This window comes from Arthrobacter sp. MDT2-16 (assembly GCF_054510925.1).
The window spans coordinates 178,267-197,623 of record NZ_JBTNDP010000002.1 but is presented as its reverse complement, the minus strand read 5'-3'; the positions used below and the strand labels follow the sequence as shown (position 1 = coordinate 197,623).

Here is a 19,357-nt window from a genome sequence, read left to right as displayed (position 1 = left end):
ATGACTTCCATGAGTACCCCCACCGAGCATCCGCACGAGCCCTCCGACGTCGTCGCGCACCTGCGGGCGAGCGTCGACGCGGCGTTCCCCCGGATCGTCGAGGAACTCTCGGCGCTCGTCGCCATCCCGGGTATCGCCTGGGAGGCCTTCGACGCTGCCGACCTCGACCGCAGCGCCGAGGCCGTGGCCGCACTGGTCCGGGACGCCGGCATCGACGACGTCCGCATCCTGCGGGTCGACAACGACGGCACCCCGGGCGGGCCCGCCGTCGTCGCCCGCCGCCGCGCCGTCGGCGACCGACCCACCGTGCTCCTGTACGCACACCACGACGTCCAGCCACCGGGCGACCCCGCGCTCTGGGAGAGCGAGCCGTTCGAGGCCACCGAACGCGACGGCAGGCTCTACGGCCGGGGGGCCGCCGACGACAAGGCCGGCATCATGGCGCACATCGGTGCCTTCCGGGCCCTGTCCGAGGTGCTCGGCGACACCTTCGGTGTGGGGGTGACGCTCTTCATCGAGGGTGAGGAGGAGGCCGGCTCGCCGACCTTCCGCTCGTTCCTCGAGACCTACCGGGACGACCTCGAGGCCGACGTCATCGTGGTCGCGGACTCCAGCAACTGGAAGGTGGGTGTCCCCGCGCTCACCACCAGCCTGCGCGGCCTCGTGGACGGCACCATCGAGGTCCAGGTCCTCGACCATGCCGTGCACTCCGGCATGTTCGGCGGCCCCGTGCTCGACGCCCCGACCCTCCTCGCCCGGCTCATCGCGACCCTGCACGACGACGCGGGCGACGTCGCGATCGCCGGCCTGCAGGGCGGGGACCACGCATCCGTGGACTACGACGAGCAGGACTACCGCTCCGACGCCTCGGTGCTCGACGGCGTGCAGCTCGCCGGGACGGGGTCCATCGCGTCCCGCCTCTGGCACAAGCCCGCCCTGTCCATCATCGGCATGGACATCCCGAGCGTGGCCCTGTCCTCCAACACGCTGCTCCCGCGGGCGCGCGCCAAGTTCAGCCTCCGGCTGGCACCGGGCGAGGATCCCCAGGCCGCGATGGACGCCGTGCGCCGCCACGTGGAGGGCCACGCGCCCTTCGGGGCCCGGGTGACGTTCACGCCGGGGGAGACCGGCAGTCCCTTCCGGACGGACACCACCGAGCCCGCGTCACGCCTGGCCCTCGAAGCCCTGGAGGAGGCGTGGGGCGTGCAGCCCGTCGAGGCGGGCATGGGCGGCTCCATCCCGTTCATCGCGGACCTCACCGAGCTCTTCCCGTCCGCGCAGATCCTGATCACCGGCGTCGAGGACCCCGACTCACGGGCCCACAGCGCCAACGAATCGCTGCACCTCGACGAGTTCCGCAAAGCCGTCCTGGCCGAGGCCATCCTCCTCGCACGGCTCAACGAGGGCGGGCTGCACCGGGAGTAGGGGAGGAGCCGGACGGGAGAGGCCGGAAATGTTTCGGGCCCGCCGTCCGTTATGCAGTCGGTGGGTCCGGCGTACGATTGACGGAAGCCGTGCGCGCCCAACCGCGGACGGTACGAGCGGGTCCACCGGGGTCCGAACGAGGAGAGACACTTATGAGCACATCGACCACCGAAACAGACTCCCTGCAGGAGTCCACGGATCTCCCTGCGCACGAGGTCGCCCTGTCCGAGGTTGCAGCCGGCAAGGTCCGGAGCCTCCTCGAGCAGGAGGGCCGCACGGACCTCCGTCTGCGTGTGGCCGTCCAGCCCGGCGGCTGTTCGGGCCTGATCTACCAGCTGTACTTCGATGAGCGCGTCCTCGACGGCGACGCCGTCCGGGACTTCGACGGCGTCGAGGTCATCGTGGACAAGATGAGCGTCCCCTACCTGTCCGGCGCGTCCATCGATTTCGAGGACACCATCTCGAAGCAGGGGTTCACCATCGACAACCCGAATGCGGGCGGGTCCTGCGCCTGTGGAGACTCATTCCACTAGCAGTCCGACGACACACGGCGAAGGCCCGGAACGAACCGAAAAGGTGCGTTCCGGGCCTTTTGCATGTCACCGGATCGCAGGTCTTCCGGGTAAGCTCTACAGTGAGTAGTAAAACTGGATGTGCACCCCGGACCGCTTCCCGGGCGGGTGGCAACGCACGTAGAAAAGGAAGGTCCGTCTGTGAGTTCGCAGGACCGAACCGGTAGCAAGCGCGTCAGGATCGCGAAGATCTCCAGCATCTCGCTGGTCGGCGCCCTCCTACTGACCGGCTGTTCGGAGGAGGCCCAGAGGGGCTGGCTCCCGGCAGATCGGGACAACACCAACCACACCGCGGCCATCACCGATCTGTGGGTCAACTCGTGGATCGCGGCCCTGGCCGTCGGCGTCATCACGTGGGGCCTGATCATCTGGTGCATGGTGGCGTACCGCCGCCGCAAGAACGACACCGGCTACCCGCGGCAGATGAGCTACAATCTGCCGCTCGAGATCTTCTACTTGACGATCCCCCTCTTCATGGTGCTGGTGTTCTTCTACTTCACCGAGCGTGACATCGCGACCATCGATGCGCGCGTGGAGGATCCCGACGTCATCGTCGACGTACGCGGCAAGCAGTGGTCCTGGGACTTCAACTACGTCACCGAGGACAGGTACTCCACAGGAGTGCAGGCCCACCTCACCGGTGAGACCGGCCAGGTGGCAGACCTGCCGACGCTCTACCTGCCCGTGAACAGGACCGTCGAGCTCCAGCTCAACGCCCGCGACGTGCAGCACTCCTTCTTCGTCCCCGGCTTCCTGATGAAGCGCGACCTGTACCCGGGCCGCACGAACTACATCAATCTCACGCCCACCAAGGAAGGCACCTTCGACGGGAAGTGCGCCGAACTGTGCGGCCAGTACCACTCGGAGATGCTCTTCAACGTGCAGGTCGTCTCCCAGGCGGAGTTCGATGCGCAGATGAGTCAGCTGGAAGAGGGCCAGCTCGGCGATGAGTACGACCGCGACTCCTACCCGGAGGACGATCCCGATACCGACCCAGCCAGGAGCAGCAGCTGATGTCCACGTTCGAATACACCCTTGAGGAAGCCGGTACCGTAGCCGCTCCCCGCGTGGTCCCGAGATCCAAGGGGCGCATCGTCGTCAACTGGATCACCTCGACCGACCACAAGACCATCGGGTACATGTACCTGATCTCCTCGTTCGTCTTCTTCTGCCTCGCCGGCGTGATGGCCCTCGTCATCCGCGCCGAGCTCTTCGAGCCGGGCATGCAGCTCCTGCAGACGAAGGAGCAGTACAACCAGCTGTTCACGATGCACGGCACCGTGATGCTCCTGATGTTCGCGACCCCGCTGTTCGCGGGCTTCACAAACGTCATCATGCCCCTGCAGATCGGCGCGCCCGACGTCGCCTTCCCGCGACTGAACGCCCTGGCGTTCTGGTTCTTCCTGTTCGGCAGCACCATCGCCGTCTCGGGCTTCGTGACTCCGCAGGGCGCAGCGTCGTTCGGCTGGTTCGCCTACGCACCGCTCTCCAGCACGACCTTCTCCCCGGGTGTCGGTGGCGACCTGTGGGTGTTCGGACTCGCCCTGTCGGGCTTCGGCACCATCCTCGGCGGCGTCAACTTCATCACGACGATCATCTGCATGCGCGCCCCCGGCATGACGATGTGGCGCATGCCCATCTTCACCTGGAACGCCCTGATCACCTCGATCCTCGTGCTCATGGCGTTCCCGCCCCTGGCTGCCGCCCTCTTCGCCCTCGGCGCGGACCGCCGCTTCGGCGCCCACATCTTCGACCCGGAAGCGGGCGGTGCCATCCTGTGGCAGCACCTCTTCTGGTTCTTCGGCCACCCCGAGGTCTACATCATCGCGCTGCCGTTCTTCGGCATCGTCTCCGAGATCTTCCCGGTCTTCAGCCGCAAGCCGATCTTCGGCTACAAGGGCCTCGTCTACGCGACGATCTCCATCGCCGCCCTGTCGGTAACCGTGTGGGCGCACCACATGTACGTCACCGGCGCCGTGCTGCTGCCGTTCTTCGCATTCATGACCATGCTCATCGCGGTGCCCACGGGTGTGAAGTTCTTCAACTGGATCGGTACGCTCTGGCGCGGTTCGCTGACGTTCGAGACGCCCATGCTGTGGAGCCTGGGCTTTCTCGTGACCTTCCTGTTCGGTGGCCTGACCGGGATCATCCTGGCCTCGCCCCCGCTGGACTTCCACGTCTCCGACACCTACTTCGTGGTGGCGCACTTCCACTACGTGGTCTTCGGGACCGTGGTGTTCGCGATGTTCGCCGGCTTCTACTTCTGGTGGCCCAAGTTCACGGGCAAGATGCTCAACGAGCGCCTCGGCAAGATCCACTTCTGGATGCTGTTCCTCGGCTTCCACGCCACGTTCCTGATCCAGCACTGGCTCGGTGTCGAGGGCATGCCCCGCCGCTATGCGGACTACCTGCCCGAGGACGGCTTCACGGCCATGAACCAGTTCTCCACCATCGGCTCGTTCGTCCTGGGCGCCTCCCTGATCCCGTTCTTTTGGAACGTGTACATCACCTGGCGCACCGGCAAGAAGGTCGAGGTGGACGACCCGTGGGGCTTCGGCGCCTCGCTGGAATGGGCCACCTCGTGCCCGCCTCCGCGCCACAACTTCACCTCGCTGCCCCGCATCCGCTCGGAGCGGCCGGCACTGGATCTCCACCACCCCGAACTGCAGCAGACCCACACCCCCGATGACAGCGTGATCGGCCAGGCGCTGGGCTCGGCCGACCGGAAGGACGCGGACGCATGAGGATCGAGAAGAACCTCTTCCTGATCGGTGTGCCGATCTTCGTGCCTATCGCCCTGATCTACGGTTTCCTGACCGAGTGGTCGGAATGGGTCGGTCTGCTCGGCATCCTGCTCGTCGGCGGACTTGCCGGGATGATCGGCTTCTACCTCGCGTTCACCGGCAAGCGCGTCGGGGAACGCCCTGAGGATCGCCTCGACGCCGAGATCCACGAGGGGTCCGGCGAGCAAGGGCACTTCAGCCCCTGGAGCTGGTGGCCGCTCGTGCTCGGTCTGTCCGCCGCCACCGGGTTCCTCGGCATGGCGATCGGCTTCTGGATCCTCTACATGGGCCTTGGCCTCGCCGTGATCGCCCTCGTCGGCTGGGTCTTCGAGTACAGCCGGGGCGACCACGCCCACTAGCCTCACCGTGCACCACCGAGGGAGCCCGCCATGTGCGGGCTCCCTCGCGTTTAAGCAGGGCGTCTGCGTACAGTCGGTATCGACGCCGTGCGGCGGGATAGCAGAGAGAAGGAGACCGACACATGGCCGTGCTGCCGAGGCCCTTCGACGCGGACCGGCTGGATGACGCCTCCGCCACCCCCAAGCACGTCCAGCTGCGCGAGAGCCTGCGGCGCTACGTTCAGCACTGCGGTGAGCCAGGGGCCGGCATTCCGTCGGAGCGGCAGCTGAGCGACTACTTCGGGGTGGCCCGCATGACCGTCCGCCAGGCCGTCGACGCCCTGGTCGCGGAGGAGGTCCTCGAGCGCGTCGTGGGACTCGGGACCTTCGTGGCGCGGAGCAAGATGGACCTGCACGTGAAGATGACCTCGTACACCGAGGAGATGATCCGGCGCGGCATGGTGCCGGATGCCCGTGTGCTGAGCTTCGAACAGCAGGGAGCCTCGCCGCTCGTTGCGCGGGAGCTGCAGATCGAGATCGGTCAGCCGGTGATCCGATTCCGGCGGCAGCTGCTGGCCGACGGGGAGCCCATGAGCGTGGACGAGAACTTCATCCCGGCGCACCGCGTGAAGGGGATCCTCGACGGTCCTCCTCCCACCTCGCTGTACAACGTGCTCAGCGAGAAGTACGGGCTCGTCATGGAGTGGGGGGAGGACACGATCGAGGCGACGGCGGCGTCGCCCTCCATCGCGCGCCTGCTCAACGTGGAGATGAATGCGCCGCTGCTCAAGATCCAGCGGCACGCCTACGTGGCGCGGGCGATGATCGACTACTCCGTCTCCTATTACCGTGCCGACCGCTACAAGCTGTGGGTGCCCCTGCAGCGGCCCGGCGTACGCACCCCCCGCGCGTACAGCCCGAAGCCGCCCCGGTGACCTTCGCGGGCCCGTGCTGAAGGTATACGCCCGCCCTCGGCCTACTGGCCACGGCGACGCCTACGCCTACGCCCCGTTACTCCCCGATGGTCCCCGATCCGCGCTCGGGACGTGGCACGCGTTCGCCCTGGCACCGTTCGAGCCTGCCGTGCCAGGCACCTGATCGGCGAGATTGCTGCAGGCTCTCGTACCCGCCCGTCAAGAACCCTATCCCGCCCGCGATGATCACCGCAGCGACGAGCCCGAGGAGATGTGCAGGAGGACCACTCGGAGGAGTCCTGGACCCGGGTCGCTACCCACCCGAAGGACGTCATCCATCCTCGCGTCCATTCGATCCGGGCGGCAGGCCACCAGTACGACACCTGCCGCGCATCCCGGCTCTGATCATGACCATCGCCGTCGAACACAGCAGCGGCCCGGAGGGTGCACCCCTTCCGGACGACTCAGCCGTTGGCGCCGACCACCGCGAAGGCGACACCGATCGCCGCACCGAGAGCATAGCCCGCGAGCACCTGCGCCGGCGTGTGCGCCTGCAGTCGGACACGGGACCACCCCACGGCCGCGGGGACCACCAGGAGGAGGCATGCCCAGCCGCCGAGGAGGACGGTGCACCCCGCGACGACGAACACGGCGACAGCCGAGTGCGCCGACAGCTTCCACCAGAGGTTGACGACCAGCACCACGACGACGCCTCCCACGGTGCACAGAACGGCCCCGACGAGGACGCGCGGGGCGTCGAGGAGCAGCAGCAGCAGCAGACCCACACCGATCGACACGAGGGTCCCGGCGAGCACCGGCGTCCTCTGCCGGCGGTCACTGATGTGGTGGTCCACGAGGTGACCGCGGCGCACGAGGGCGACGACGACCAGCAGGGGGAGCGCCGTGGTGGAGCCCACGGCCACGAAGGCGAGCAGGGCACCGCGGGGCCAGGGCGAGGAACCGAGGGCGGTCACTGCCAGGAACACCGACAGGAGGATCGCGGGTGCGAACACCTCGCTCACGGCCGCAGCAAGCGACGCGGCAGGGCGCCGTGTGCGGGTGGGCAGGCTTGCGCTCATGGTGGGCGGACGGTCGGTCACGGTGGTTCCTCTTCCGGTGGAGTCGGCGGCGCGGGCGGACCCGGGGATGACGAAGGGCCCGGACGGAGTGTCCGGGCCCTTCGATCGGTCGATCAGGTGCTAGTGGCTCGCGATCGACTCGCGGTCCTTCGCACCGGCGATCTCGCCGTGGTGGTCCCCGTGGGAGGCCGCGAGCTCCTTCGGGGTGACCGGGGCCACCCGGTCCTCGAAGAAGAAGCGCGAGACGCGTCCGTGGACCTTGTCGAGCACGCTGATCTTGCCGTCGGCGTCCGGGGTCGGGATCATGACCTCGGGCGAGTCGAAGCTGACGAGCCGGTAGCGCTTGTAGTCGTCGACGGGCTCGTGGACCTCGATGAACTCGCCGTGCGGCAGCCGGACGATCCGACCGGTCTCCCGACCGTGCAGGGCGATCTCGCGGTCCTTGCGCTGCAGGGCCAGGGCGATGCGCCGCGTGACCATGAAGGCGAGGATCGGGCCGACGATCACGAGGAACCGGAGCCAGTAGGTCACGTCGTTCAGCGACACCAGGAAGTGCGTGGCGATGAGGTCGGAGCTGGCAGCGGCCCAGAGGACGCAGTAGAACACGACACCTGCGACGCCGATGGCGGTGCGGGTGGGAGCATTGCGCGGCCGGTCCAGCAGGTGGTGCTCACGCTTGTCCTTCGTGACCCAGGCTTCGATCCAGGGCCACGCGAACATCAGGGCGAAGACGATGGTGGCCGGGACGAGCGCGGGGATCAGGACGTTCAGCGACAGCGCGTTGACGCCCCAGGGGAAGGGAATCATGAACTCGAAGTCGAAGTTGTCGCCGATCGTGCCGGGCATCAGGCGCAGGGCGCCGTCCACCCATCCGATGTACCAGTCGGGCTGGGTGCCCGCCGACACGGGGGAGGGATCGTACGGTCCGTAGTTCCAGATCGGGTTGATGGTGAACGCCGCGGCGATCGCCGCGAGGACACCGAACACGATGAAGAAGAAGCCCGCTGCCTTGGCACCGAAGACGGGGCCCACCGGGTAGCCGACCACATTGGTGTTGGTCTTGCCGGGACCGGCGAACTGGGCGTGCTTGTGGAGCACCAGCATGAACATGTGGATGGCGATCAGCAGCAGGATGACCGCGGGGATCAGGAGGATGTGCAGCACGTACAGGCGGCCGATGATCATGGTGCCCGGGAACTCCCCACCGAAGAGGAAGAAGCTCAGGTAGGTACCCACCACGGGGATGGCCTTCATGACGCCGTCGATGATGCGGAGTCCGTTACCGGAGAGCAGGTCGTCGGGGAGCGAGTAGCCCGTGAAGCCGGCGGCCAGGCTCAGGACGAGCAGGACACAGCCGACGACCCAGTTGAACTCGCGCGGGCGGCGGAACGCACCGGTGAAGAACACACGCAGCATGTGCACTGCGACTGCGGCCACGAACAGCAGTGCGGCCCAGTGGTGGATCTGGCGCATGAACAGGCCGCCGCGGATGTCGAACGAGATGTCCAGTGATGACGCGTAGGCCACCGACATCTCGACGCCGCGCAGGGGCAGGTAACTGCCCTCGTAGTGTGTCTCCGCCATCGACGGGTCGTAGAAGAAGGTGAGGAAGGTGCCCGAGAGCAGCAGGACGACGAAGGAGTACAGCGACACCTCGCCGAACATGAAGGACCAGTGGTCGGGGAAGATCTTCCGCCCGAACACCTTGACCATCCCCGACCCGCCGACGCGGGAGTCGACGTAGTCGGTGACCTTGCCCACGCGCGTCTTCGGCACGTAGGTGTGTGTCGCAGTTGAGCTGCTCATGTCAGCCTCGCTCCCAGAAACTAGGTCCTACGGGTTCTTGGAAATCGCTTGAAGCGACGAGGTAGCCCTCGTCGTCGACTTCGATGGGTAGCTGTGGCAGCGGCCGCGCAGCCGGTCCGAAGATCACCTTGCACTCTTGCTCAAGGTCGAAGGTGGACTGGTGACAGGGGCACAGCAGATGGTGTGTCTGCTGTTCGTAGAGCGCTACCGGGCAGCCGACGTGCGTGCAGATCTTGGAATACGCGACAATTCCGTCGTAGCCCCAGTTCTCCCGGCCGGGAGAGGGGTTGAGTTCCTCGGGGTCGAGGCGCATGAGCAGGACGACCGCTTTGGCCTTCTCCTCGAGCTTGTTCTCGACCTCGTTGAGGCCTTCGGGGATGACATGGAACGCGGACCCGATGGTGACGTCGGACGCGCGGATGGGGGTACCGCTGGGGTCGCGGGTCAGGCGGACTCCGGTGTCCCACATGGTCTGCTTCAGGCTGTTCCCGGGCAGGGGGCCGAGGTCGCGGAAGATTGCGATGGCCGGCAGGGGAGCGAGGATCGCCGCTCCGAGGAGCGTGTTGCGGATCAGCGGCCGACGCTTGATCCCGGACTCGTCCAGGATCTGGTTGACGATCTTCTCGGCGTCCTCGCGGTCCTGCTCGGGGCGGATCTCGTAGCGGCTCTCCGTCAGTTCGTGATCCGGCATCAGCGTCTTGGCCCAGTGCACCATCCCTACTCCGATGCCGAGCATTGCGAAGGCGGTACCGAGTCCGAGCAGCAGGTTCTGGAGGCGCAGCCGCTCGACGGTCTCGTTGAGCGGTACGGCGAAGTATCCGACGAAGAAGAGCAGGGTGCCGAGCACCGAGATCATGAACAGAAGCGCGACCTGCCGCTCGGCCCGCTTCTCACCGCGCCGGCTCTTGTCGGCGATACGCGGCCGGTGCGGGGGGAGACCGGGATTCTGGAACGCGTCGAGCTCGCTGCCCGGCGTGGCGACGGTAACCGAGGTCCCGGGAGCGCCGTGACTAGAGTCGGCCATGATCTCTCTCATCCTTCTTCAGGTACTGCATACGAAAGTCTGTCTGTGATTCGTTCACGGTGTGCGCGCGGATGGTCAGGAGGACCTGGAGGTCAGCCACACGGTGAAGGCGATGATGACACCCAACCCGGCGACCCAGATGAAGAGTCCTTCGGAGACCGGGCCGAGTGAACCCAGCTCGGCTCCACCCGGGGAGCCCTGCTCCTCGATGGTCTTGAGGAAGGCGATGATGTCCTGCTTGTCCTCCGGGGAGATGTTGGCGTCGCTGAAGACGGGCATGTTCTGCGGGCCCGTGACCATGGCCTCGTAGATGTGCTTCTCGCTGGTGCCGTCGATCGAGGGCGCGAACTTGCCCTGGGTGAGGGCGCCGCCGGCGGCCGCAGCGTTGTGGCACATGGCGCAGTTGACGCGGAACAGCTCGCCGCCGTTGGAGGCGTCACCCTGCGAGGCGTCGAGGATCTCCTCGGACGGGATCGCGGGACCGGCGCCGAGGGATGCGACGTAGGCGGCCATCTGCCGGATCTGCTCCTCGGTGAACTGCACGGGCTTCGCCTGGGCCTGCGGGCCGTCCATCTGCATGGGCATGCGTCCCGAGCCCACCTGGAAGTCGACGGATGCGGCACCGACACCGACGAGCGACGGTGCCGCCTGCGATCCCGTGGCGCCCATGCCATGACAGGAGGCGCAGTTGGCCGAGAACAGCTTGCTGCCCTCTTCGACGTCGTCCTGCGTGAATGTGGTGGTCTGCGCCTGCGCTTCATTGGCGGTGCTGGCTGCGGCGTAGAGCCCGCCGGTGACGAGGAGCGCCATCAGGAGCAGCGCGAATGCTGCAAGTGGGTGACGCCGCCTCTGGGAGAGTGCCTTCACGGAGTGGTTCCTGCCTTTTGTGGTACCAGAGCTGCTGGAGTTCTTCATTGAATTCTACCTCTAGTAGAAGAGTTTAGGTGAACCAGTTACTGGAGGAAGTAGATGATGATGAAGAGCCCGATCCAGACGACGTCGACGAAGTGCCAGTAGTACGAGGTCACGATGGCCGAGGTGGCTTCGAAGTGGCCGAACTGGCGGGCGATGAAGGCACGGCCGATGATGAAGAGGAAGGCGATGAGCCCGCCGATCACATGGATGCCGTGGAAGCCGGTGGTGATGTAGAAGGCCGAGCCGAAGGCGTTCGAGGACAGTGCGACGCCCTCCGCGACGAGCTCGGCGTACTCATAGGCCTGTACCGAGACGAAGATCGCGCCCATGAGGAACGTGAGCAGGAACCACTCGACCATGCCCCACCGGCTGAAGGCGAACAGGCCGCCGGTGCGGCGGGGCTGCAGGCGCTCTGCGGCGAAGACGCCGAACTGGCAGCTGAAGGAGCTCGACACCAGGATGACGGTGTTGATGAGGGCGAATGGCACGTTCAGCTTCTCGGTCTCCATGGCCCACAACTCGCTGGAGGTGGAGCGCAGGGTGAAGTACATGGCGAAGAGGCCGGCGAAGAACATCAGCTCGCTGGACAGCCACACGACGGTTCCGACGGAGACCATGTTGGGGCGGTTGAGCGCGGGATGCGGGGCAGTGCTGGGGGCTTGGGTCGCAGATGTCACAGAGTCATTATGTCCCCAAGGACAACGCGATCACCAACGCGAAACGGCGCTCCGGAGCGTCGCGCAAACCTGCGGAGAGGCAGAACGCCCGTGTTTCCGCGGAAGTTCCCCGGGATGACTTTCTACAATTCGTAGATAATCTTGGACGGTGAGCGTGACAACCGCCCCCGCGGGGGGCCAACCGACCTGGCCGTCGATCTTCTCGTCCCTCCTGACGGGAGCCGATCTGAGCACCGCGCAGAGCCGGTGGGCGATGGACACGATCATGGCCGGCGAGGCGAGCCACGCCCAGATCGCGGGATTCCTGATAGCCCTCCGGGCCAAGGGCGAGTCGGTCGGGGAACTCGTCGGGCTGGTGGAGGCGATGCTGGGGCGGGCGCACCGCATCGCGGTCGAGGGACCGACCCTCGACATCGTCGGGACCGGAGGCGACGGCCTCAACACGCTCAACATCTCGACGATGTCCTCGCTGGTCGCCGTGGGCGCAGGGGCGAAGGTCGTCAAGCACGGGAACCGGGGTGCGTCCTCGGCCTCCGGGGCCGCCGACGTCATCGAGGAACTGGGCGTCCGGCTCGACCTCGCACCGGCCGATGTCGCCCGCACCGTGGAGCGGGCCGGGATCACGTTCTGCTTCGCGCAGGTCTTCCACCCGTCGATGAAGCACGTCGCGGTGCCGCGCCGCGAGCTCGGCGTCCCGACGGCGTTCAACTTCCTCGGTCCGTTGAGCAATCCCGCCGGTGTGTCGGCGCAGGCGCTCGGGTGTGCCGACGCACGGATGGCCCCCCTCATGGCCGGTGTCCTGGCTGCGCGGGGTATCCGCGCGCTGGTCTTCCGGGGCGACGACGGCCGCGACAAGCTGACGACCAGCGGGTCCTCCACGGTGTGGGAGGTCCGCGACGGGCAGGTGCAGGCGCACCAGGTGCACCCCGGCGACTTCGGGCTCGACGCCGTGCCGGTCGACGCGCTCCGCGGCACCGACGCGGCGGGCAATGCGGCGGTGGTGCGAGCGGTCCTGGCGGGCCGCCCCGGACCGGTCCGCGACGCCGTTGTCCTCAATGCCGCCGCGGGCCTCGTGGCGCTCGACGACGCCTCCGACGGCACACTCGTCGGCAGGATCCGGTCGGCGATGGACCGCGCGCGTGCCTCCCTGGACACCGGCGCCGCCGCGGACGTGCTCGAGCGCTGGGTCGAGGTCAGCCGCTCCTACTGAACCGGATGCGGTGCCGGAGCGCCTGCAGGTCCGTCAGCTGTCGAAGCCGAGGGAGAAGGCGGCGTCGAGGTCGTGCTGCGAGTAGGAGCGGAACGCGATCTGCGTCGTCGTCGACCGCACGCCCTCGACCTTCGACAGCCGGTCCGCGATGACGTCCGCGAGGTCCTCGTGCCGCGTGACACGCGCGATGGCGATGAGGTCCCACTCGCCGGTCACGGAGTAGACCTCGCTGATGCCCTCGATCTCGGAGATCGCCTGCGCGCTCTCGGGGATGCGCGCGGCGTCGGTCTGGATGAGGACGAATGCGGTGATCATGGCGTGCCTTTCGCGGGGGTCGGGAAGCTCGGTCCTACGCTACCGGCAGGCGGCCTGCGGATCGCGCGGGCGACGACTCGCGGGGCCAGCAGGAACACGCCGAGGACGAGGAGCGTGACGACCTGGAAGCTGGGGGCCACCCCGGCGCCGGAGAGGGCGCGCAGTGCCAGTCCGCCCACCACGGTCCCGAGCCACAGGGTGAGACCGGTGGGCCGGAGGGCGGCCGGGGTGCGCCACGCGCGCGCCACGACCGTGGTGACCGCGTAGGCGAACAGGAACGGCCAGGCGGTCTCCAGGACTCCGGCTGCGCTCACGCCGTGCTCGTGCGTGCGGCGTCCGGACGCGGCGAACGCCAGGACGAGGGCGACGTCGGCCGCACACCAGGCGACGGCCGCGCGTGTGGCGCGGGGCTGCCGGGCCGGCGGGCGGACAGGGGGACGGCGGGCCATGGGGCCAGCCTAGTGGCTGTCGGTGTCGGACACGGAGGCCCCCGGTTCTCCTGCACGGAGGCTGTGTCCATCCAGGCCTCGTGGAGCGACCACGCGGAGGTGGACCGATACTGGTCCGCGCCGGCCGGGGGCGGCGAGGAGGCGCGCCGGAGCCCGCGGGAACCGGCACCCCCAGCCTTTCGGCGCCGCCCCGCTCGGGGTGCGGACGGTCCCGCGTTCGCGGGGCGCTGATGCGGAACATCCCTGTCCTCGATGCTCCTGCCGAGGGGTCGAGGGTGCCTGTACGCTCGTCGTCGGTCCGGCAACCGCCCGACGGAGCAGGGCAGTCCTTTCGTCCCGAGGAGCACTCATGACAACCCTCCAGAATCGTCCCAATACGGCCCTGATGGTCATCGACGTGCAGAACGGCGTGGTTGCCGGCGCCCATGCGAGGGACGAGGTGGTCGCCAACATCAACACCCTGGTGGGCAAGGCCCGCGAGGAGTCCGTGCCGGTGGTCTGGGTTCAGCACACGGACGCCGACCTCGAGGCGGGGAGCGAGGCCTGGAAGCTGGTGCCGGAGATCGAGCGGCTCGGGTCCGAACCGCTCGTGCACAAGAACCATGGCGATTCGTTCGAGGGCACCGACCTCGAGGAGGTGCTCGCAGCGGCCGGCGTCGGCCGGCTCGTGGTCACCGGGGCCCAGACGGATGCCTGCATCCGCTCGACCATCCACGGGGCGTTCACCCGCGGGTACGACGTCACGCTGGTCGGGGACGCCCACACCACGGAGGATCTGAGCGCCTACGGGGCGCCCACCCCGGACAGGGTCATCGGCCACACCAACATGTACTGGCAGTACCAGTCGGCGCCCGGGCGCACGGCCTGTGTCGCCACGACAGGGGAGATCGACTACGGCGCCTAGAGCCCGGCGGTGCGGACCGCTGCAGAGGAAGCGCCCGCCCACGGCTTCTTCCGACGCCATGTCCAACGATGCAATGCGCCCGCCGCGCACCGGGACGCGCAATCGGGCGCCAGGAGCCTGTACATCGGGCACGGGCTCCACAGACTGGCCATACAGGACGCGCTTCCCAGCGCGCTTCACCGGCGGTCTCGGAGGAGTTTCCGGAAATGGTCCCACCACGCCAGAGCGCTGCGGCCGACGAACTGTCCGTGCCGACCGGCACCCTGCCGCCGCACCGGTCCCGGCAGAACGCGGCTCCGTCATCGGTGTCCATCCTCTCCTCGGGTGCTGTGTGGTCGTCGATCGCGGCCGAGTTCGGGCTCCTTCCCGGCTCGGCAGTCGACGAACTCCTGGGTCCCGGGAGCCCTCCGGCCGGCTGCCTCGCCGCGGACCGGAGGATCCTCGGCGTCGCGACCCGCGCGGGCCGCGTCCTCTACCCGGGTTTCCAGTTCGATCCCGCCGTGCGTTCCGTGCAGCCGCTCATCGTCGGCGTGGCCCGGATCGGGCGATCCTCCGGCTGCAGGGACCGCAGGATCCTCGCCTGGTTCTGCGTCCCCACCGCGCGTCTGGACGGAAAGCGTCCCGTGGACCGGATGCCGGACGCCGACGCCGTCCTCGCAGCCGCAGCGGCGGACCTCTCCTGGGACCGGTGGCGGGGACTGCTCAGCTGAGGCAGGGCGCATGGCCGGCGGAGACGGCCGCCCGTTCGACCCGGTGCGACCCCTCGGCGGGTGTCGCGGGAATGAGGTTGGCCGGGCGCCTGATCGCGATGCGGCGCCCGTCGGCTGTCGCCAGGACGACGGGAGAGCGCGCAGAATCGGAACGGACGGATCCGAGGCGGCGGGAGGCGGACCTGGTATGGCGGGTGACGTGCCATCGAACGTGCTCCAGGGTCTGACCTTCGTGCCGGGGAGGGACGGCAGGTGGGTCAGCCCGGGCGTCGACGGCCTGTCGCTGTCGTCCCCCGACGGGAGTGATCCGGAGATGACCGTCCGGGCGAAATCGGTCGGCAGCATGACCGCCGCCGCCACGACGCAGACGGCACTCCTGGTGTCGGCGCAGGCCGTGGGCCTGCGCGGGATGACGTACGTGGGGTTCGCGGCCCGGGGACGCGCCCTGGTTGTGCCAGCGGGTTCCACTCCCGTCCCGCTCGAACAGGGGGAGGCGCTGATCCTCACCGAGCCGGTCGACCTCGTGGTGGAGAGTTCCGTCCCGACGCGCTGGATCCACCTCCTCGTCCCGTCCTCCCGTCTGATCGAGCGCGGCGTGGAGCTTCGGGCCGGGGAATGCCTCATCCGTCGTGGGGCACTTGCAGGACCGGTGGCGGCCTTCGCCGCGGCGCTCATGGACGCTCAGGACGGCAGGAACGCCGTCAGCGAGGTGGTCGCCGCCCGGGTGCTGGAGAACCTGCTCGTCGCCGTCTACGGGGACGGGCTCGGTGACGCCGACCCCCGGGCGGACCAGAGACTGCGCATGCGCCGCACCGCGATCGATCTCATCGACCAGTCCTTCAGCGACCCGCTGCTGACTCCGGCCACCATCGCCGAGGCGGTGGGGGTGTCGCTCCGGCACCTCCAGCGGTCGTTCGAGGGCAGCGGGACCAGCATCGCGGCCGAGATCAGCGAGCGCCGCACGGACAACGCCTGCATGCTTCTCGCCGCGCCGGCGTCGCGGGAACTCACCGTGAACGAGATCGCCCGACGATCGGGCTTCTCGTCCGCCTTCGAGCTCCGGTCGCGGGTGCGCACGCGATTCGGCGTCTCCCCGTCACAACTGCGGCGCACGACGACAGGCGGCCCGCCCGCATCAGGCGGAGGGCAGCAGGGCATGTCCCGCCGCCAGCATCCGGTAGCGGGAGGTGGGCATCCCGAAGTGGTCGTCGAAGGCAGCACGTAGCTGGCCGACGGAGCTGAAACCTGCGAGCGCGGCGATACGGCGGTCCGTGCGCTCCGGGCCGCTCGGGGTGTCGATGAGCGCCGCGGCGTATTCGATCCGGGCTCGACGGATCTCCAGTGCGATCGTGGTGCCCGAGCCTTCGAAGCAGCGCTGGAGGTGCCGCAGCGAGACATTGAGCTCGAGGGCCACCGAACGGGGGCGCAGGGACGGGTCGGTGAAGCGGTGCCGGACGATCGCGGTGGCACGGGAGCGGAGGACGCCGCGCAACGCCTCGCTGTCCATACCGGGCGCCTCCGCCTCCAGGAGCGCGCCGACGAGCAGTTCCACGAGGCTGCGCTCCGCGGCCCGCCCCGCCTGTTCGGAGAAGGGCGGAGGGGAGCGGTGCAGGGCGTAGGCGAACTCGCGGAGGGGGCCGAGGAGGGGTCCTTCCTCGAAGGTCCTGGCGGTCGTGGCGGAGAGGCGCACGCCTCGGTGGGAGAGTGCGTCCAGGGGGAACCTGAGGAGCAGGACCACCGAGGGGTCGCCGACGGCGACGGTCAGGGCGCCGGCGCTCGCTGCCCCGCCGCCCCGTGCCACGGGCATGAGGGGTCCGCGGGTTCCGCGCACCGCCACGCATCCCGTGAGCACCACCGCGACCTGGGCGGTGGAGGCCGGTGCAGCGAGGTGCAGGGGATCCGCGGGGAGGACGGGAAGGCAGGCGAGCGTCACGTCGCCCACGACCGTCCGGCGTCCGGTCCTGCCTGCACCGGTCCGCTGCGCCCCGGGTTCCCGGGGAGCCGTCGGCGCGCGGGCGGGGGAGCGTTGTGGCTGCCCGGATCCCCTGGACGGCGGGACGGCTGTTCCTGGCGCTGCTGCCATCGGTGCCCTCCCTCCTCCACGTAGCACCGGCCCGCACTGCGCCGAAGCAGCAGTCGGGGCACGCCCGCGCCTGGCGTGTCCTCGGACGGAACCGACTCCTCCATCCTGCAGGGCGGTGCCGCTGGCAGGATCACCCGGTCCGGGTGATCCTGCCGGCGCGCGGTCGCGGCGGGTTCGCGACGCGCGGCACACTGTCGGGGGCGGGTGCTGCCTGCCGTTCAGGGAAGTCGGGACGGAAGGCGTACGGAGGCGCGGCCCGCCGCGCCCGGATCGAGCGGGACGGGGCTGACGAGAACCGCCGGTCCGCGGGTGAGGTGTCCGCTGTCCAAGGGGCGGCACCGCAGGCCGCCCCTGCCGCGCATCGCCCTGTGAGCGCCGGGGGCGAGCACCCGGTCCATCCAGGCGCAGGGGTGAGCGTGCCGGCCCCCGTGGAATCCCACGCTCCCGTCGGCGGACACGAGGGCGAAGTCCTGTCCGATGAGCGGCGTGAGGTCCGCACCGCGCAGGACCACGTTGCGGCGGGGCAGGAGCGGGTCGAACGGCGCAACGCCGAGCTCCGCGGCGATGGCCTCGAGGGACTCGACGGCGAACACGGTCACGGCGGCGTCCATGTGGGCCGCCTTGCCGAAGAAGCGGTCCCCCACGATCCCCTTCCCGGCCACGACCTCCACGGTCCCGGCGTCCGTGGTGACGACATCCGCCGCGCCGTCGCGTGCACGCCCGAAGTAGGCGTGCGCGGGAGATACGAGCAGGTGCAGGATCTCGACGTCGTACCGGAACTCGTGCGTCATGCGTCCTACGCTAGCCGTTTCCGGTCGTTGCCCCCGCCGCCCCGGTCAGGGGTTCCCGGGTTGTGGCTCGCGCTCCCCGTGCACGGCCCAGTAGCCCAGGGACCGGGCCTTGTAGATGGCGGGGTTGTGCGAGGAGATGGTCCGCGCATTACGCCAGTGCCGATCGAGAGCCCTGCCCGCCGAGGTCGCCGACGCCCCGCCCACCTCGAACAGGTGGGTGGCGGCCCGTAACGCCTGGTCGACGGCGACGAGCTGCGCCTGGCTCACCGCGATGTCGGCGGCGTCGACCGCCGCCCGGGCAGCGCTCGGAGCGCCGCCGCCCGCGGCACCCGGCGGCCCGTCCGGCAGTCCGTCCCGCTCCGTCCGGAGCCGTTCATAGGCGTCATCCAGGCGGTCGGCGGCCGCGAGCACGACGGCGTCCGCCGCGAATGCCTGCCCGGCCAGCTCGCCGAGCACCTGCAGGACCTGCGGGTCCTCGCGCGGGAGCGGCGTGGTCGCGTTGACGTACGACCGCGGCCGCGGCCGGACGAAGGCCGCTGCGTCCTCGGCCGCGGCCCGGGCGATGCCCGCGAGCGACGCGACGAGCACCAGCTGGAAGAAGGCATGCACGTGGCTCGGAGCCTCGGGCGAGAAGGGCCGCACGTTCCGCGGGTCCACCCGCACATCGGTGTAGTGCGTGGTACCGCTGCCGGTGAGCCGTTGGCCGAACCCGTCCCAGTCGTCGATCCGCTCGACCCCGGGGGCCGTGGCCCGGACCGCGTACCCCACGCGCTCGCCGTCGCGCACGGCGCTGCCGGCGATCCAGTCGGCGTACAGGCTACCGGTGCTGTAGTACTTGGTGCCCGTCAGCGTCAGGGCGCCGTCCGGCGGGCTCGGGGACGTCAGGGCGGTACGGATGTCGCGCAGCGACGTGCCGGCGAGCTCGCTCGAGGCATTGCCGATCATGGCGCCGGCGGCGACGTCGAACAGCCACCGGTCGCGATGTGCCGACGAGGGCTGGAGCAGCGTCCCCTCGACGTAGGCGAAGTGGCCACGCCAGAGCTGCGCCAGGTTCGAGTCCGCCGCGGCCAGGTCGGTGAGGAGGGTGAAGAGCTGACGCAGGGACACCCCGGAGCCGCCGTACTCGACGGGAACGCGCAGGGCACCGAATCCGGCCTCCTTCAGCGCCGCCACCTCGGCGAAGGGCAGCACGCGGTCCCGTTCCCGGCGCGCCGCACCGTCGGCGACGGCCGTGAAGAGGGGGCGGAACCGTTCCCGGAGCGCCGACGTGGACGGCGGGTGCTCCACCGGCCCGGGCGGGACCGTCCCGTGCGGATGGGTGGGCGAGGACACGGGGGACACTGAATACACGGGGGACACGGG

At 69.1% G+C, this 19,357-nt stretch carries 20 protein-coding genes; 10 read left to right on the top strand and 10 right to left on the bottom strand.

The features are described from left to right. The 6 genes from ACX80N_RS05495 (at position 1) to ACX80N_RS05470 (ending at position 6,053) form a co-directional block, all read left to right on the top strand. Positions 1-1,425 carry a M20/M25/M40 family metallo-hydrolase gene (locus ACX80N_RS05495; protein WP_459338601.1) on the top strand — a complete coding sequence of 475 codons (1,425 nt, stop codon included), beginning with the start codon at positions 1-3 and terminating at the stop codon, positions 1,423-1,425. A gap of 152 nt (positions 1,426-1,577) precedes the next feature. Continuing rightward, entirely contained in the window at positions 1,578-1,958 is a 381-nt protein-coding gene (locus tag ACX80N_RS05490) for a HesB/IscA family protein (RefSeq protein ID WP_105030320.1), read from the top strand. A gap of 180 nt (positions 1,959-2,138) precedes the next feature. Next, entirely contained in the window at positions 2,139-3,011 is an 873-nt protein-coding gene (gene ctaC, locus ACX80N_RS05485) for an aa3-type cytochrome oxidase subunit II (RefSeq protein WP_459338600.1), read from the top strand. After that, entirely contained in the window at positions 3,011-4,741 is a 1,731-nt protein-coding gene (gene ctaD / locus ACX80N_RS05480; protein WP_105030322.1) for an aa3-type cytochrome oxidase subunit I, read from the top strand. The genes ctaC and ctaD overlap by 1 nt, the downstream gene beginning before the upstream one ends. Continuing rightward, on the top strand, positions 4,738-5,139 hold the full coding sequence (locus ACX80N_RS05475) for a cytochrome c oxidase subunit 4 (RefSeq protein WP_105030323.1): 402 nt from the start codon (positions 4,738-4,740) through the stop codon (positions 5,137-5,139). Before ctaD ends, ACX80N_RS05475 begins: the two co-directional genes overlap by 4 nt. Positions 5,140-5,261: 122 nt before the next feature. Continuing rightward, on the top strand, positions 5,262-6,053 hold the full coding sequence (locus tag ACX80N_RS05470) for a GntR family transcriptional regulator (RefSeq protein WP_105030324.1): 792 nt from the start codon (positions 5,262-5,264) through the stop codon (positions 6,051-6,053). A gap of 443 nt (positions 6,054-6,496) precedes the next feature. On the opposite strand, the gene ACX80N_RS05465 is transcribed toward ACX80N_RS05470, so the two are convergent. The 5 genes from ACX80N_RS05465 to ctaE form a co-directional block, all read right to left on the bottom strand. Beyond that, complete coding sequence (locus ACX80N_RS05465; RefSeq protein ID WP_459338599.1) at positions 6,497-7,132, bottom strand: phosphatase PAP2 family protein; 636 nt, start codon at positions 7,130-7,132, stop codon at positions 6,497-6,499. A 99-nt stretch (positions 7,133-7,231) separates the two neighbouring features. Next, positions 7,232-8,917 (bottom strand): cytochrome bc1 complex cytochrome b subunit, encoded by a 1,686-nt coding sequence (qcrB, locus tag ACX80N_RS05460; RefSeq protein WP_459338598.1) that lies wholly within the window; start codon positions 8,915-8,917, stop codon positions 7,232-7,234. A gap of 1 nt (position 8,918) precedes the next feature. Further along, complete coding sequence (qcrA, locus tag ACX80N_RS05455) at positions 8,919-9,941, bottom strand: cytochrome bc1 complex Rieske iron-sulfur subunit (RefSeq protein ID WP_105030327.1); 1,023 nt, start codon at positions 9,939-9,941, stop codon at positions 8,919-8,921. 75 nt (positions 9,942-10,016) lie between these two features. Beyond that, positions 10,017-10,808 (bottom strand): cytochrome bc1 complex diheme cytochrome c subunit, encoded by a 792-nt coding sequence (gene qcrC / locus ACX80N_RS05450; protein ID WP_105030328.1) that lies wholly within the window; start codon positions 10,806-10,808, stop codon positions 10,017-10,019. 86 nt (positions 10,809-10,894) lie between these two features. Then, positions 10,895-11,533 carry an aa3-type cytochrome oxidase subunit III gene (ctaE, locus tag ACX80N_RS05445; RefSeq protein ID WP_105030329.1) on the bottom strand — a complete coding sequence of 213 codons (639 nt, stop codon included), beginning with the start codon at positions 11,531-11,533 and terminating at the stop codon, positions 10,895-10,897. A 148-nt stretch (positions 11,534-11,681) separates the two neighbouring features. Here ctaE and trpD point away from each other — a divergent pair, with 148 nt between their 5' ends. Then, positions 11,682-12,743, top strand: coding sequence for an anthranilate phosphoribosyltransferase (gene trpD, locus ACX80N_RS05440; RefSeq protein ID WP_105030330.1), 1,062 nt, complete (start codon positions 11,682-11,684; stop codon positions 12,741-12,743). A gap of 33 nt (positions 12,744-12,776) precedes the next feature. Here the strand turns inward: trpD and ACX80N_RS05435 are convergent, their stop codons facing one another. After that, positions 12,777-13,058: an Lrp/AsnC family transcriptional regulator gene (locus ACX80N_RS05435; protein WP_105030331.1), complete on the bottom strand. Its 282-nt coding sequence runs from the start codon at positions 13,056-13,058 to the stop codon at positions 12,777-12,779. Further along, positions 13,055-13,507: a DUF3054 domain-containing protein gene (locus tag ACX80N_RS05430; RefSeq protein ID WP_459338597.1), complete on the bottom strand. Its 453-nt coding sequence runs from the start codon at positions 13,505-13,507 to the stop codon at positions 13,055-13,057. The genes ACX80N_RS05435 and ACX80N_RS05430 overlap by 4 nt, the downstream gene beginning before the upstream one ends. A 349-nt stretch (positions 13,508-13,856) precedes the next feature. Here ACX80N_RS05430 and ACX80N_RS05425 point away from each other — a divergent pair, with 349 nt between their 5' ends. The 3 genes from ACX80N_RS05425 to ACX80N_RS05415 all read left to right on the top strand — a co-directional run bounded on the left by ACX80N_RS05425 (position 13,857) and on the right by ACX80N_RS05415 (position 16,346). Beyond that, on the top strand, positions 13,857-14,411 hold the full coding sequence (locus ACX80N_RS05425) for an isochorismatase family protein (protein WP_459338596.1): 555 nt from the start codon (positions 13,857-13,859) through the stop codon (positions 14,409-14,411). Positions 14,412-14,617: 206 nt separating this feature from the next. Further along, positions 14,618-15,121 (top strand): hypothetical protein, encoded by a 504-nt coding sequence (locus ACX80N_RS05420; RefSeq protein ID WP_459338595.1) that lies wholly within the window; start codon positions 14,618-14,620, stop codon positions 15,119-15,121. A gap of 199 nt (positions 15,122-15,320) precedes the next feature. Continuing rightward, positions 15,321-16,346 (top strand): helix-turn-helix domain-containing protein, encoded by a 1,026-nt coding sequence (locus ACX80N_RS05415; RefSeq protein ID WP_459338594.1) that lies wholly within the window; start codon positions 15,321-15,323, stop codon positions 16,344-16,346. On the opposite strand, the gene ACX80N_RS05410 is transcribed toward ACX80N_RS05415, so the two are convergent. The 3 genes from ACX80N_RS05410 to ACX80N_RS05400 all read right to left on the bottom strand — a co-directional run bounded on the left by ACX80N_RS05410 (position 16,257) and on the right by ACX80N_RS05400 (position 19,354). After that, complete coding sequence (locus tag ACX80N_RS05410) at positions 16,257-17,204, bottom strand: helix-turn-helix domain-containing protein (RefSeq protein WP_459338593.1); 948 nt, start codon at positions 17,202-17,204, stop codon at positions 16,257-16,259. The genes ACX80N_RS05415 and ACX80N_RS05410 overlap by 90 nt on opposite strands. Before the next feature lie 218 nt (positions 17,205-17,422). Further along, complete coding sequence (locus tag ACX80N_RS05405) at positions 17,423-17,995, bottom strand: MOSC domain-containing protein (protein WP_459338592.1); 573 nt, start codon at positions 17,993-17,995, stop codon at positions 17,423-17,425. A gap of 45 nt (positions 17,996-18,040) precedes the next feature. Continuing rightward, positions 18,041-19,354 carry an acyl-CoA dehydrogenase family protein gene (locus ACX80N_RS05400; protein ID WP_459338591.1) on the bottom strand — a complete coding sequence of 438 codons (1,314 nt, stop codon included), beginning with the start codon at positions 19,352-19,354 and terminating at the stop codon, positions 18,041-18,043. Between the last annotated feature and the right edge of the window lie 3 nt (positions 19,355-19,357).